The organism is Thiolinea disciformis DSM 14473 (genome assembly GCF_000371925.1).
Lineage (GTDB): Bacteria > Pseudomonadota > Gammaproteobacteria > Thiotrichales > Thiotrichaceae > Thiolinea > Thiolinea disciformis.
On sequence record NZ_AQVE01000012.1, the window covers coordinates 40,038 to 55,336 of the forward strand.

Consider the following 15,299-nt stretch of genomic DNA (forward strand, 5'->3'; position numbering starts at 1 on the left):
AATGGACATGAGCGAAAAGTTCCTGCGCTGCCTTGTGGATGGCAAGTTTGAGCGCATGGAATGCCCACAGTGTGAAAACACTTTTTTAACTAATGTGTATGCGATGGAATGCAATGAGACTAGCGGTACATTGCAACTATTTTGCGAAAAATGCCGCAAAGCTTTCCTCGCCGATTTGAATAGCCCAAGCGGTCGGCAGTATGTGATCCTAGAGAAATATGCGCTAGGTTTAGAATATTTCAAAGACGCGATTAGAGCGGAGCAATTAAAGAATATTCCCTTTATTCGCCGTGTGGGTGTACTAGACGAAAACGACCATATTCTTGACCCCAGTTCCATTTGCTTATTCACTCATGATGAGCCCGAATTTCGCCTAATTTATATCATGGAGCGACTGGAGCATCTCGATGATGAAGATGTGGCCTTCTTCAATGAATCCGTCCATGAAATCGATTGGATGGCTGAAGCAGAGCGTGAGCGGGTCTACGGCTGGGTATCGGAGCGCTATAATCAATCGTTAGCCGAGGATATTCGCAAACTTTATCACTACTACCTGCAACACAAAGACTTTTTGGCGTGGGACTTGCATGGCAATAATTTAATGCGCCGTGCAGATACGAAAGAAATTGTCATTATGGATCCCTACACCCTACGCACCTAAATAATTCGACCCAGTTGGCATTTCAATAGAGGTGCTAACTGCGGCTGATAAAACCATGCTGCAGGCGCCCACTCATCATAATAAGGATTGTTAGAGATTTTGGTATAAGCTACCACTCCCTTCGGAGTCAGTTTCGCATGAAACGATTTGGAACCTGCTGGGGTACGATCCAACTCCACTGTCCATGCCCCTAGCTCAGGATTCACGAAAGAACGTGGATCATTAGCGGGATAACGTGGATTCTGATAAGCACTCAAAAGGCTGGCTTGGCGAATTTCATCGGGTGTACTCGGCCGTACATATGCTTTGGGTACTTGTTGAATGAGCATAGCTAACACTCCTGTTGTGCATCCTTGCATTCGTTATTTAGCGATAAATCGTTCAAAGCCTGTAGGCTAAAAAAGACAAATGGAGTGACTTTGCGGCATGAAAGGTGCTTGTTTATTAAGCTTCTCCCTCTTTTATTAGTGATTAGGCTTATAACAGCACCAAGACAGTTTAGGTGTCGGTAGGGGATAAATTAAAAAAGTAGCAGCAATAAAAAAGCCCTGTAAACTATTCATTTACAAGGCTTTAGTATGAAGTGGGTCGTATGCGATTCGAACGCATGACCACCTGATTAAAAGGCACATCTGAAATTTAATAGACCTTTATTAATCAGTCACTTACTGCTTTCCACACTCGCTAAAAGTGATACAACGCTAGTTAATAGCGTGTAGTTTGCTTTTGAGCTGGCACAAATCTGGCACGCACTATAGCTAATCTATTTAAAGTAGTTGGCAGCCCTTCATAATGCCTTATAATTAGCCGATTCATGGTTGATAAAATTTCAACCACCCTCCACTTTACTCCCCCAGAAGTCACTCATGTTTGAACAAACCTTTAAAAATATTGATGATGTTTTGTGGAAAGAAGCGGGCTGCTCCTCTGAACTAGACTATGCCGAGCAAAGCTCTTGGATTTTGTTTTTAAAGTATTTGGATGATCTGGAAAAAGAGTACGAACAAGAAGCCCAGCTTAACGAGGATGACTATACCTATATCCTTGATGAAGACTATCAATGGTCAACGTGGGCAGCGCCTAAGAATGACAAGGGTGAACTCGACCGTGATAAAGCACTGACAGGCAAAGACTTAATCCGCTTTGTGGAAGATAAGCTGTTTCCTTATCTGCGCGAATTTAAGCAAAGTGCTGAAAATGCCAATACCATTGAATATAAAATCGGCGAAATCTTTAGCGAAATTAAAAATAAGTTTAATAGTGGTTATTCGCTGCGCGATGTATTGGATTTAGTCGATACCTTGAAATTTGGTTCGCATGAAGCGAAACATGAACTCTCTAGTTTATACGAAACACGCATTAAGAATATGGGCAATGCGGGACGCAATGGCGGCGAATATTACACCCCGCGCCCGCTGATCCGCGCCATGATTCAAGTCACTAAGCCCGTGATTGGGGAAAAGATTTATGACGGGGCTTGTGGTTCAGCTGGATTCTTGTGTGAGTCCTATCAATACCTGCGTTATGACGCGCAAGGCAATAGTGCTGACCTCAGTACCGATCAATTAAACACATTACAAAGCAAAACGCTGTACGGTAAGGAAAAGAAAAGCCTTGCGTATGTGTTGGCGATTATGAATTTGATTCTGCATGGGGTGGATGCGCCGAATATTATTCACACCAATACCCTGTCCGAGAATATTGCCGATGTGCAGGAAAAAGACCGCTATCATGTGGTATTAGCCAATCCGCCGTTTGGCGGCAAAGAACGCAGCGAGATACAACAAAACTTTCCGATTAAAACGGGGGAAACCGCGTTTTTATTCCTACAGCACTTTATGAAATATTTGAAGGCACATGGACGCGCGGCAATTGTTATTAAAAATACCTTTCTCTCTAATTCGGATAATGCCTCGAAAGCCTTACGCCAAGAGCTATTGGAAAACTTTAATCTGCACACGATTTTAGATTGTCCGAGCGGTACGTTCTTGGGAGCTGGCGTTAAAACGGTAGTGCTGTTTTTTAAGAAAGGTGAACCGACGCAAAACATTTGGTATTACCAGCTTGACCCGAAGCGCAGTTTAGGCAAAACCAATCCGCTGAATGACAACGATTTAAAGGAGTTTGTGGAACTACAAGCAAGCTTTGCAGCGTCGGAACAATCATGGTCGGTGGCTATTGCCAGTGTGGATAAGACGACGTTTGATTTGTCGGTAAAGAATCCGAATAAGAATGAAGAAGTGGTATTACGCGACCCGCAAACGATTTTAGATGAGATTGCGGCATTAGATAAGGAAAGCGCTGAGGTGTTGGATGTGATTCGGGGGTTGTTGTGAGTAATTGGAATTACAAACCCTTAGGAGAAGTATGCGATGTTATAGGTGGTGGAACACCATCCAAAGAAAATCCAATTTTCTACACTGGCGATATTCCTTGGGCAACGGTAAGAGATATGAAATCTGATATTCTATCTCAAACAGAATTTTGTATTACTGGAGAAGCTGTTAGAGCAAGCCCTACAAATATTATTAAAGCTAATAATGTTATAATTGCTACTAGAGTTGGTTTAGGAAAAGTATGTTTACTTAACCAAGATACCGCAATTAACCAAGATTTGCGCGGTATTATTCCTAAAAGTTTAGATTTTCTTATAGTGCCCTTTTTATACTGGTGGCTTAAAAGCATTGCTCCACAAATTATTGAGGCAGGAACGGGAGCTACAGTTCAAGGAGTAAAACTTCCTTTTATAAAATCGCTTCCTATTCCATTACCAAGCCCAAAAGAACAAAAACGCATTGTCGCTATTTTAGATGAAGCCTTCGTAGGTATTAACCAAGCGATTGCCAATACGGAAAAGAATCTGGCGAATGCGCGGGAGTTGTTTGATAGCTATTTAGAGTCGACCTCTCACAATAAAAAACCTCTAGGCAATTTCGTTAATATCAAAACAGGCAAACTTGATGCTAATGCAGCAGTAGTAAATGGTATTTATCCATTTTTTACTTGTTCAAGAGAGATTTATCAGATAGACAATTTTGCTTTTGACTGTGAGGCTGTCTTATTAGCTGGCAATAATGCCTCTGGTGACTTTAATGTGAAGCATTTTAGAGGAAAGTTTAATGCCTACCAACGTACCTATGTAATTACTATTAAGAACGAGAAAGAGTTGCTCTATAGATTCTTATACTATCAATTAATAAAAAGCCTCAAAGAGCTAAAAAATAAATCTGTTGGTGCTGGTACTAAATTTCTTAAGCTAGGAATGATCCAAAACTTAGAGATTGATATTCCTCCTATAACATTACAGCAAAATATCTTAGATAAATTAGAAAATCTATCTATTGGAACTGCAAACTTAATAACCATATACCAACAAAAACTCCAAGCCCTAGCCGAATTAAAACAATCCCTCCTGCAAAAAGCCTTTAGTGGCGAACTCACCGCTAACAACGTGGACAAACTGGTGAACCCATGACCCTAGAACTCGATCTCAACGAAGCCAACACCCGCGCCGAATACATCGAAACCGCCTTGCAAACCGCTCAATGGGGTGCAAGGCTCACCGCACACAGCCGTATAGATCGAGAACACGCCATATCCCTCGGCAAACTGATTGGCAGCGGACAACGCAGCAAAGGCTTATCCGCTGATTTTGTCCTACTCTACAAAGGCAAAAAACTCGCCGTCATCGAAGCCAAGCGCGTGCGCCTCCACCCCACCGAAGGCGTACAACAAGCCAAAGACTATGCCGAATTGCTGAATATTCGCTTTGCCTATTCCACCAATGGCAAAGGTATCTACTGCATCGACATGCACACCGCACAAGAATATGAAGTAGACCGCTACCCCACACCGGATGAACTCTGGCAAGCTACCTTTGAAACGCCGAGTACATGGCGTGAACGCTTTGCCGCCGTGCCGTTTGAAGACAAAAGCGGCTCATGGCAACCACGTTACTACCAACACAACGCCATTGAAAAAACCCTCGAAGCCCTGATTGCAGGCAAAGACCGCATTCTATTAAACCTAGCCACCGGAACAGGTAAAACCGCCATAGCCTTTCAAATCGCGTGGAAACTGTTTCAAAGCCGCTGGAATGTCAAAGCATGGCGCAATAACGACGGCACTGACCGCGAACCGCGTATTTTATTCTTAGCCGACCGTAATATTCTCGCTAATCAAGCCTATAACTCGTTTAGTGCTTTTCCCGAAGATGCACTGGTACGCATTGCCCCCAAAACCATTAATAAGCGTAAAGGTGTACCGAAAAACGGTAACTTGTTCTTTACCATCTTCCAAACCTTTATGGCGGGTGCTAAAGATGCAGACGGTAAACCGACTGCGAGTTTCTGGGGCTATCCGCCCGACTTTTTCGACCTGATTATTATTGATGAATGTCACCGAGGCGGGGCGAATGATGAAAGCAGTTGGCGCACCATTATGGAGTACTTTAGTTCTGCCGTGCAGTTGGGCTTAACCGCCACTCCACGCCGCGAAGAAAACGCCGATACCTATAACTACTTTGGTGAACCCGTTTACACCTATGCGCTCAAAGACGGGATTAATGATGGTTTCCTCACACCCTTTAGAATCAAGCGCATTGCCTCCACGATTGACGACTACCAATACCAAGACGGTGACACGGTAGAAGGTGAACTCGATACCGAAAAAACCTACACCGAAGCGGATATGAACCGCATTATTGAAATTGAAGGTCGGGAAAAACATCGCGTTAAAACCTTCATGGACATGATCGACCAACGCGAAAAAACCATTGTGTTTTGTGCGACCCAAGATCATGCCTTAGCCGTGCGTAATCTGGTCAATCAAATGAAAATCAGTAAGCAACCGAAATATTGCGAACGAGTCGCCGCCAATGATGGCGCAAAAGGTGAAGCAGTACTGAAACAATTCCAAGACAATGAAAAAACCATTCCGACCATTTTGACCACTTCACGCAAACTTTCCACCGGTGTAGATGCACGCAATGTCAGAAATATTATCCTCATGCGTCCCGTTACCGATATGGTCGAATTTAAGCAAATCTTAGGACGAGGTACGCGCCTTTACGATCAAAAAGACTATTTCACGCTCTACGACTTTGTTAAAGCCTATGACTTATTCAAAGACCCCGCATGGGATGGCGAACCGATTCCTGACATTTGTAAAAAATGTAATAACTATCCTTGTACCTGCGAAAAGAAACCACGCATTTGTAAACAGTGTAATCAGCAACCCTGCGTTTGCTTAAGTGACCCTTGTTTGGTTTGTGGTAGTACTCCCTGTGAATGCCTAACCTCAAATAAAGTGAAAGTGACCTTAGGCGCACAGCGTCAACTCGTGAATATCATCTCGACCGAATTTCTCGGAGAAGACGGTAAACCGATTTCCGCCGCGCAGTACCTCGAAACCTTCTTAGGTACATTGCCTGAATTCTTTAAGGATGAGGAGGAGTTAAGACGTATTTGGGGTAATCCAACTACTCGTAAACAACTACTCGACGGTTTAACCGCAAAAGGCTACAGCAGCGAACAACTCAAGCAAATTAGTAAGGTCGTGAATGCCGAACGCAGCGACCTCTATGATGTATTGGCACATCTCGCCTACGCCTTACCGATTCAAACCCGTGAAGAACGGGTAAATAGCCATAAACCTGCGATTCTCGCCCCCTATAATGCTAAACAACAGGAGTTTTTAGACTTTGTGTTGAGTCACTATATTGATCAAGGGGTGAGTGAATTAGACGTTGACAAGCTGGGTGATTTAATTAAATTGAAATATCAAACCATTGCCGATGTCACAAAAGTACTCGGCGATGTAAAAAGTATTCGTAAACTATTCACAGAATTTCAGATCGGCCTATATTGATTAAAAAAAGCTGAGGACTAATATAGCAACAGAATTATAATTTTACATATCAATAAAAAATTCAGATTCTTGAGATTAACCATGCCAAACCAAAATTCTAAAAATTTAAAAGGCTACTATGAGCTGTGGAAATCCGCTAACACTGAAATACGCCAATATACTGAGACTCTAAAAGAAAGGAGTATTGATTTCCATAAACACTTTCCTTACCTTAGATGGTGGGAATTTTATGAGTTAGACTTCAAATACTCTGTAGCAGCTTCAATTAGCTTAATCATGCCTCCTGATATTTTATTTGAAGATGGCAAGATCAAAACACCTGAAAAAATAATAGAGCTGAGCAATCAAGTAGTTGAGGAATTAGAGCGGGAGTTACCTGATTGTTCGCCCGAGGAACGAGATATAGCCTTTAGCCTATTTACTATGGTTAGTATGGCTTTAAACGGTAACCTTCAAGCTATAAGGGTATTTGGTAAGACATCATCTATAAGCCATTTGATTGCCAAAGCAAGAGAGGGAGATACTAATGCTTTATTCGATGCTATTTTAATCGATAAAACCTGTCTCTATACACCTACCGCCCAAAAACTACTCATGAAAGCAATGCTTATCAAAGATGGCGGTTTTTTTGACCAACTTAGTCGTGCAATCAAAGGTTCTAGACCACGTAAAACCAAGTCTGATTTGGATGATATTCGCCTGATGGAAGCTATGATGGACGACTTTCCTGACTACAAACCGCTTTCAAAAGAAGAATTATGCAATCTATTCATTGATCAGCTCGAAATTTACCCAAACTACACAGAAGATCCCTGTGGTAGTTTGTGGAAAGTAATCCAACGCCTTCATAAAACTTCTGAAAAGTAAAGGACATGGCGCTGCCTTTTCATGTCCTCGTATTGGCTTCAGTGTATGTATAGCTTGTTTATCCGTTAAGTACTAATGGAGAAACGCTATGAATGACACTACAAAAATTGCTTTGCGCGGAGCCGCTGATTTAACGGTGAAACTCCCGCACGCAGCTTGCGCGAGTGCGGGAATTTCACCGGAAATCGGTGGCAAATGCGCCGAAGGCGCTTTTGATAGGGACGCGGGTCGTGACGCTAGTACGGTCGTTCAGGATTCGGGGTCGGGTGCGGAGGTTAGTAACACAGCACCTGCAAATTGCACAAACCATTCCATTAACCTGCTTTTTCAGCTTTGGTATATGGGCATTGATAGCTTATACCTTTCGTTCAAAGGCCAACTTAAATCGACAAGTTTTACTGAGCTTGATCGTCTCAAACAATTGGCCCAATCCCCCTATCCTGAATATCAAGCCCAAGCGCATCTATCTATTGCCAATCACCATTTTGAAGTCAGTGATCGGGGACAAGGCAAATTTCGTTATGTGCTGATTGATAATTGGTTTCGTATCCAAATTGCTAGTGCATCAGCAAAAAGCATACCTTGTTTGTACGTACAACTAAGCAGTGAAGTTTTAACGCTTGAAGGCTTAGAGCCTGCTACTAATGAATTACTAAAGATAGTGGCGGAACTAACGGAGAATGTTAAGCATATTCATGTAAGCCGTGTGGACATATGTGTTGATTTTTCCACTAACGCATCTTTAGCTAGCACACCTATTGAGGCTTGGGTGACACGTTCTACCAAGAAAGATATTTATTATACTCATAACCAATTATCTGGCTGGTTGATGGGTAAGGGTGGTGATTTACTGGCGCGTATTTACGATAAAAGTTTAGAAATTAAATCTAGCCATAAACCTTATTTCAAAAGTGTATGGCGTGAGCAAGGCTGGTCAGGCCAAGAGCCAGTGTGGCGCGTTGAGTTTCAATACAAACGCGAAGTACTCACTGAGATGGATATACACACATTAGGCTCATTAAAAGCACGTGTAAAAGCGCTCTGGGAATATGCCAGTCAAGATTGGCTACGTCTAACCATACCGAACTGCTCTGATCAAACTATTACACGTTGGCCCGCTCATCCACTTTGGCAGAAAATACAAGCAGTCGATTGGCATTCATGGGCACAACGCGAGCAAATGGATGTACCTATTCGGCGTGCTAGCAAGAATCGTAGACCTAGCGATCAATACCTATTCAAAAATAGTTTAGCCTTTTTAAGTTCTTATATGGCACGCGAAGGCATTACCGATATTAACACCGCATATGCTCGCTATTTAGAGGATGCTCGAACCTTTCATCAGCGTACCGATACTCCTTTAAATGCTTATATTCATACCAAACGTAATTTAAAGGCTAAAAGCTACAACCAACCTAAAGCATTCGATCCACTCGAAAACGAGCACAATCCTTTGGAGCATATTCCGTTACCGGGTGATGAGATCAAAGGAGGTAATGATGGCGTATGACAAAAAATCTGACGTGGATAGCAGGCCAGCTAGTGACCACACACCCAACCTATCCATTACCCTGGATTTGGAACAAGCCGCCAAGTTTTTACATATGTCTTGTTCTGCTTTACGTGCTAAAGCAAAAAGTGGTGTCGTTCGTGGGGCAAAACCTGCCCGTCGGTGGGTTTTCTTGGTGGCTGAGCTTGAGGCTTACTTGTGTTCACTTTATCCTGAGACAGTGGAAAAGCGGTCAAGTGACATTACTCATCGAGAGGTGAAAAAATGTCACTCTATAAACGTGGAACAACATGGTGGGTACGTTTTACAGCCCCAAATGGTGAGCGAGTACGCGAATCGACTGGGACTGATAACAAAACCCAAGCGCAGGAGTATCACGACCAGCTCAAAGCACACTATTGGAAAATCCAGAAGCTAGGGGAAAAGCCAGATTATACATGGCAACAAGCTGTTGTTCGGTGGCTTGATGAAGCAAGTCATAAAGCGACACTTAGCGATGATATTAATACCTTAAAGTGGTTAGATAAGTTTCTAGGCAAGAAATGCTTAAACGAGATTAATCGTAACGTAATAGATTTACTTAAACGAGCCAAGCAAAGCGAAAAAGTCAGTAATGCTACTGTAAATCGTATGCTGGCACTTGTAAGAGCTATTTTAAGAAAGGCTGTAAATGATTGGGAATGGTTGGACAAATCACCCTATATCAAATTATTGCCTGAGCCTAAGAGGCGTATTCGTTGGTTAACATCTCAACAAGCCACTAGGCTATTAAGTGCTTTACCAAGCCATATAGCCCTAATTGCTCGCTTTTCCTTAGCTACTGGTTTACGCCAGCGTAATGCAGTAGAGCTAGAATGGTCACAGATAGATTTAGAGCGGCGACTCTGTTGGGTGCATCCTGACCAAGCCAAAGCTAGAAAAGCAATCTGTGTTCCACTCAATACGGAAGCGCTGGAAGTGCTCCAAGAGGCCAAAGGTAAACACCCTACAAGAGTTTTTACTTTTAAAGGCAAACCAGTAGGACAAGTCACTACCAAAGCTTGGTATCGTGCCGTTAAAGAATCTCAACTTATAGATTTTAGATGGCATGATCTTAGGCATACTTGGGCTTCATGGCATGTGCAAAATGGTACTCCCTTGCATGTATTACAAGAGCTTGGGGGCTGGGAAAGCATAGACATGGTTAGACGTTATGCGCACTTAGGTGCTGAACATCTAAGCACCTATGCCGAAGCAGTGTGCCAAACATGGCACAAATCTGGCACAGTGGTAGAAAACTAAATGATGGCCTTAGCAATAAAAAAAGCCTTGTAAGTGTTTGACCTACAAGGCTTTAGTATGAAGTGGGTCGTATGCGATTCGAACGCATGACCACCTGATTAAAAGTCAGATGCTCTACCGGCTGAGCTAACGACCCGTCGAGGCGTGCCATTATATACAAGCAGACTTGCTATTCAAGCACTTTTTTCAGCTTTCATTAATAATTTATGATTTTTTTACTACAAAGTTTTATTTGATCAACGGCCTTCGTCTTTCATGCGCTGTAAACGCGCTTGTGCAAGCTTGGCAGAGCTACTATCGGGGAAGAAACGGATCGTATCTTCCAAAGTACGGCGGGCAAAATCCCATTGTTTCAGCTCGTAGTAAGAGTAACCCAATTTTAAGGCAGCGGCTGAAGCTTTCGGACTATCCTGATACTCACGTAACACGCGCATAAACTCCGTGCTTGCCCCCTCATAATCCTTTTGGACAAATAGAGCCTCAGCCAGCCAATATTGCGCATTAGCGGCTAATTCATGCTTAGGATAATTGACTAAGAAAGCGCGAAAAGCAGGAATCGCAGATTGTGAGTTGCTAACTAACAATTTATACGCTTCATTGTAGTCCGTTTTAGCCTTCATATCGCTGGGCGTATCTTTGCTCGCATTCACAACAACGGGTTTTTCCGTAGCGGGTATCGGATTCGGTGTTGCTAGGTTAGTAGGCGTAACCGTTTCTTTTTTGGCTGTATCGGTTGCAGGCGTGGCCGCTGTAGTTGCAGCAGTTTCCGGTTGTTTCGCTTTGTCCGCGCCATAGAAATAATAACTATCTGGACTGCTTGGATCGACTTTAGCTGCTGGCGTTGCACTTGGCTCGCTAGAATTAGAGGTAGCGCCTGCAGTGGACGAACTTGTTGTACTGCTAGTGGTAGCCGTATTGGTACTAGTAGTCGTTGTTACGCTACCAGACGTACTCGGCGATGTAACAGCGGGTGCTACGGTGCTAGCTTGCGGTGTTGAACCGGTCGAGCTATTCAACACCCCCTGCGTGGTGGGTGTGTTAGTGGTGGCAGCACTATTCGTGCTGGATAACCCTGTAGACGTATTGGGCGCAAGCAATATAGTAGCATCACTGGATTTCAGCGGTTCAGAACTGGTGGTAATGCCTTTATTAGCCGCATCCGTTTTGGCTATGTCACTGCTGGTGGAAGAGGATGCACTTTCCGGTTTAGCTAAATCGGGCTTCAATTTATCTAAATCAATAAGGGCTGGCGATGTCGTGCTAGGGCTATCCAAACCTTGCAAAGGTGCATTGGCCTTCTCCAACTCCTCGGTGCGAGTTGGTTGATTCTGTAATTTATCGCGTAGCCGCTCATTTTCATCGCGTAAACTTTTTACTTCGTCTTCCAATTCATTCACGCGATCTAGAAGCTGTACCGCAGCATCATCGGTAATAGCCTTCACTGATGGCGGTGCTAATAGCATAGCAGTCGCCAGAACCCCCCAAAGGCTCCGGTTAACTGTGTATAACATGGGCATTAATCTCCTGAATAAATAAGTTCGACGCGGCGATTCTTATCCCAAGATTGCTGATCTTGTCCAAAAGAGGCTGGTACTTCCTCGCCATAGCCGATCACTTCCATTTGTTGGGCGCGCACGCCTTTTAAACGTAAGAAATCGCGTACCGTATTGCCACGTCGCTCTGAAAGAGCCACATTGTACTCGCGTGTGCCGCGTTCGTCAGCATGGCCTTCAAGACGTACTCTTAACTCAGGGTAAGCGGCCAATAAAGCAGCGTGGGCATTTAAAATAGTCACATATTCAGGGCGGATATTTGCCTTGTCATAATCAAAATAAATAATGCGTTGTGCCAAAATGCTGGAAGGATTACGTAAATCAGCCGGTGTATATTGACCCGCGCGCGTACCTATCTGATTGGCACCATTTCCATAAGACCCTTGGATGCCATTACCCTGATTTTGGCCTTGTGTACCACGTCCACCCTGTCCAGTATTACCATAACCACCTGCACCACCGTAGCGTCCTTGGCCTTGGGCATTTGCACCATAACTACTTACGCCACCTTGTCCACCTTCATAAGCCCCGCCTTGGCGATTCGGGTCGTTCGGATCATACCCACCTTGACCACCTGCTTGACCACCTGCCCCCCCTTGCGCATACACATCTACTTCATTCGGATCGTAATAGGCATCCGGTACAGCATTGGCATTCGGGGGAGCGGCCACTTGAGGTGTACAGGCACTGATCAAGCTGGCTGCTACTACAAGACTAGCCACAGTCGTTAATTTCATATAAGTCCCTCGGAAGTTTTATTAATCTAAATAATTGGACCAAGCAGGCTCACGGACATCGCCCTGAGAAGCAGATAAGGTTTGTTGTGCTTTACCATTTGCACTGGATACCGCCAACATACTGCGCCCTTCACGCTTCGTCGCATACAGTACCATCGAACCATTCGGTGCAAGCGTGGGGGCTTCATCAAAACGCCCATTAGACACAATCGAAGTTTTACGGCTAGACGCATTCATGAGTGCAATGCGAAAATTCCCATCGACCTGACGCACCATCGCCACTTGATTGCCCACAATATTGGGCGCGGAATTATAATTCCCTTCGAAAGTCATGCGCGTACCATCCCCACCTGCTGCGCTAGTACGATAAAGCTGTGGATTGCCACTTTGATCGGAGGTATACACAATCGTACTGTTATTCGCCCACGTCGGCTCGGTATCGATCGCATCAGAATGCGTAATTTGGCGTAAGTTATTGCCGCTTGCATCCATCACAAAAATATCGGGATTACCACTTTCCGACAAACTCACGGCGAGCGATTGCCCATCCGGTGACCATGAAGGTGCGCCATTGGTGCCCTGACGATTAGAGATCGAACGCTTTTCACCGCTTGCCAAATCTTGGATATAAATCGCAGAGCGATCGGTCTCAAACGATACGTAGGCCAATTTGCGACCATCCGGTGACCAACTTGGCGAAAGAATTGGCTGATTAGAGGTCATAATGGTACGTGGATTAAAACCATCAGAATCAGCAACGATTAATTGGTAAGTTTGTTGGCGTGGCGGTCCGTTGGCAGCGACATAAGCGATACGCGTATCAAAAGCACCGCGTGTTCCCGTTAAGCGCTCGAATACTAAATCGGCGGCTTTATGCGCCATGCGGCGACGATTTGGATGGGATGGAATACGAAAACCGGACACACGCTGCCCAGTCGCCGCATTTAATACTTCAAATTCTAAACTGCCGGTTTGCTTGCCAACGACCACATATTCCGCACCACTAGCGCGTAGCTTGGGAATATCGTAAGGCATCCCCGGTGCCAGTGCCTGCCCCGCCTTGGCCGGATCAATCAGCGTAAAACGTCCGCTACGCATTAAATCCGCTTCGATAATAGATGCGAGATCACTGCCTTGGAACGGCACAATCATGACCGGAATACCATCTTTCACGCCCTCCGTAATACGAATCACCAATTCAGCGCGAGCACTTAGGGCTAGTGTCAAACCAACAACAGCAGCGAATACAGCAAATTTCTTTTTCATGGCTTATGGCTCAAATTCGATAACTAAAGTGTCGTTATAAAGCTCAGGTGACGGGGCGTCAGGAAAAGGTTCTGACTTGTGTAGTGCCGCAATTAAGGATTCGCAGAATTGGGGTGTGCCAGAACATTTGGTGACATTCATCATTTGGATTTGCCCACCGGAACGAATCGCTAAGCGTACTTTTGCGCTCATACCAAATGTATCGGCCGGTTGATTCCAGCGCGAACTGACATGACTTTTAATACGCTCACCCCATTCACTCCCTAAGCGGGCTAAATTCGCTTTATTATTAGCGTCTTGTTCGGCTTTGCGACGCGCTTCGGCCTCTGCTTCTTCCCTTTTTTTACGCTCAGCTGCTTCTTGATCGGCTTTACGGCGCGCATCGGCTTCAGCGGCTTCACGTTTTGCTTGGTCGGAAGCCTCTTGTTCAGCCTTCTGTTTCGCTAAAGCCTCGGTGGTCGCCCGTTTACTGCGCTCTTCCTCAGCGGCTTTTGCTGCTTCACGTGCCTTAGCAGTCTCACGTTCTTGGGCAATCGCAGAAAAGGCCGCCATACGTTCTTGTTCCTGTCGTAAACGCCTCGTTTCAGCTTCAGCTTTTTCACGTTCAGCTTTGGCATCTGCTAAACGTTTTTCTTCAGCCTCACGCTCACGACGTTGTGCAGTTAATTTTTCTTGCTCCTGACGTTTTTCAGCCGATTCTTTTTCTTCACGCTCGCGCGCTTCCGCCAAACGCTTTTCTTCTACACGCCGAATTAAGGCTTGTTGCTCAGCATCACGCTCAGCTTGAAGACGTTCTTGCTCACGCTCGCGGCTACGGCGTTCTTCGGCTAAGCGTTCTTCTAATTGGCGACGCTCTTCACGCTCTGCTTCCGCTTTACGCTTTTCCTCGGCTAAGGCTTGCTCCATCGCTTTTTCACGCTCTTCGGCTTCACGTTGCGCTTTAGCACGCTGTCTTGCCTCAGCACGCTCCTGCACACGGCGCTCCGCCTCAGCTAAACGTTTTTCCTCCGCCTCACGCTCACGTACACGTTTACGAGCCGCCTCAATCTCCGCTTCACGTTGCTTTTGCTCATCCGCAAGGCGCTGTGCTTCGGCACGCTTTTCGACCTCGCGTTGCTTCTGCTCATCACTAATACGTTTTTCCTCAGCCTTTCTTTCCGCTTCACGTTGCCGTTTAGCTTCTGCCGCTGCCTCACGCTCGGCCTGTAATAACTCTTGTTCTAATTTTTCCTTACGCTTATGCTCAAACGCGGCCGCTTTTTCCTGATCCGCGATACGCTGCTGAGTAATGTTTGGGTCTTCTCCGCCTAGAGGAGGTTCTGAATTCGCTTGTGTCGTCGCGGCAGTTTCTGTCGTTTTGGGCTGTAGCTTAGGTGGTTTGCTCGCCGGTATACCACTGGTGACAATGCTCACAGCTCCTTCTTGGCCTTGAGCCACCTCAGGCTTTTTCTGAAAGGCAAAACCCCACAATAATAAAATCACTACAAAAAGATGCAGAATAATCGCCCAAAATAGCGCGGCTGGATTTTTTAATAATTCTTTGAGCATAGTCGTTC

12 protein-coding genes and 1 tRNA gene are annotated in these 15,299 nt (G+C 44.9%); 7 read left to right on the plus strand and 6 right to left on the minus strand.

Annotated features, from left to right (window positions below; all coding sequences use genetic code 11):
* Positions 1 to 7 precede the first annotated feature (7 nt).
* Complete coding sequence (locus A3IE_RS0110680; RefSeq protein ID WP_020395616.1) at positions 8 to 661, plus strand: hypothetical protein; 654 nt, start codon at positions 8 to 10, stop codon at positions 659 to 661.
* Here the strand turns inward: A3IE_RS0110680 and A3IE_RS0110685 are convergent.
* A complete protein-coding gene (locus A3IE_RS0110685; RefSeq protein WP_020395617.1) occupies positions 658 to 990 on the minus strand; it encodes a hypothetical protein in 333 nt (110 codons plus the stop codon). The two genes, A3IE_RS0110680 and A3IE_RS0110685, sit on opposite strands and share 4 nt — an antisense overlap.
* A gap of 537 nt (positions 991 to 1,527) precedes the next feature.
* Here A3IE_RS0110685 and A3IE_RS0110690 point away from each other — a divergent pair.
* From A3IE_RS0110690 to A3IE_RS0110720, 6 genes are all read left to right on the plus strand, one after another.
* Entirely contained in the window at positions 1,528 to 2,997 is a 1,470-nt protein-coding gene (locus A3IE_RS0110690) for a class I SAM-dependent DNA methyltransferase (protein ID WP_020395618.1), read from the plus strand.
* On the plus strand, positions 2,994 to 4,136 hold the full coding sequence (locus A3IE_RS20440; protein WP_020395619.1) for a restriction endonuclease subunit S: 1,143 nt from the start codon (positions 2,994 to 2,996) through the stop codon (positions 4,134 to 4,136). Before A3IE_RS0110690 ends, A3IE_RS20440 begins: the two co-directional genes overlap by 4 nt.
* Positions 4,133 to 6,529 (plus strand): EcoAI/FtnUII family type I restriction enzme subunit R, encoded by a 2,397-nt coding sequence (gene hsdR / locus A3IE_RS0110700; protein WP_020395620.1) that lies wholly within the window; start codon positions 4,133 to 4,135, stop codon positions 6,527 to 6,529. Before A3IE_RS20440 ends, hsdR begins: the two co-directional genes overlap by 4 nt.
* 81 nt (positions 6,530 to 6,610) lie before the next feature.
* Positions 6,611 to 7,396 (plus strand): hypothetical protein, encoded by a 786-nt coding sequence (locus tag A3IE_RS0110705; protein WP_020395621.1) that lies wholly within the window; start codon positions 6,611 to 6,613, stop codon positions 7,394 to 7,396.
* Positions 7,397 to 7,484: 88 nt separating this feature from the next.
* Entirely contained in the window at positions 7,485 to 8,906 is a 1,422-nt protein-coding gene (locus A3IE_RS22065; RefSeq protein ID WP_020395622.1) for a hypothetical protein, read from the plus strand.
* A 264-nt stretch (positions 8,907 to 9,170) separates the two neighbouring features.
* Positions 9,171 to 10,187 (plus strand): tyrosine-type recombinase/integrase, encoded by a 1,017-nt coding sequence (locus A3IE_RS0110720; RefSeq protein ID WP_020395624.1) that lies wholly within the window; start codon positions 9,171 to 9,173, stop codon positions 10,185 to 10,187.
* Positions 10,188 to 10,250: 63 nt separating this feature from the next.
* Here A3IE_RS0110720 and A3IE_RS0110725 read toward each other — a convergent pair.
* The 5 genes from A3IE_RS0110725 to A3IE_RS20460 all read right to left on the minus strand — a co-directional run bounded on the left by A3IE_RS0110725 (position 10,251) and on the right by A3IE_RS20460 (position 15,291).
* A tRNA-Lys gene (locus tag A3IE_RS0110725) sits at positions 10,251 to 10,323 on the minus strand.
* A gap of 100 nt (positions 10,324 to 10,423) precedes the next feature.
* Positions 10,424 to 11,698 (minus strand): tol-pal system protein YbgF, encoded by a 1,275-nt coding sequence (gene ybgF / locus A3IE_RS22070; RefSeq protein WP_157832864.1) that lies wholly within the window; start codon positions 11,696 to 11,698, stop codon positions 10,424 to 10,426.
* A gap of 5 nt (positions 11,699 to 11,703) precedes the next feature.
* Entirely contained in the window at positions 11,704 to 12,477 is a 774-nt protein-coding gene (pal, locus tag A3IE_RS22075; RefSeq protein ID WP_051062509.1) for a peptidoglycan-associated lipoprotein Pal, read from the minus strand.
* Positions 12,478 to 12,498: 21 nt separating this feature from the next.
* A complete protein-coding gene (tolB, locus tag A3IE_RS0110740; protein ID WP_020395625.1) occupies positions 12,499 to 13,743 on the minus strand; it encodes a Tol-Pal system beta propeller repeat protein TolB in 1,245 nt (414 codons plus the stop codon).
* 3 nt (positions 13,744 to 13,746) lie between these two features.
* A complete protein-coding gene (locus A3IE_RS20460) occupies positions 13,747 to 15,291 on the minus strand; it encodes a TonB C-terminal domain-containing protein (protein ID WP_020395626.1) in 1,545 nt (514 codons plus the stop codon).
* Positions 15,292 to 15,299: the final 8 nt, after the last annotated feature.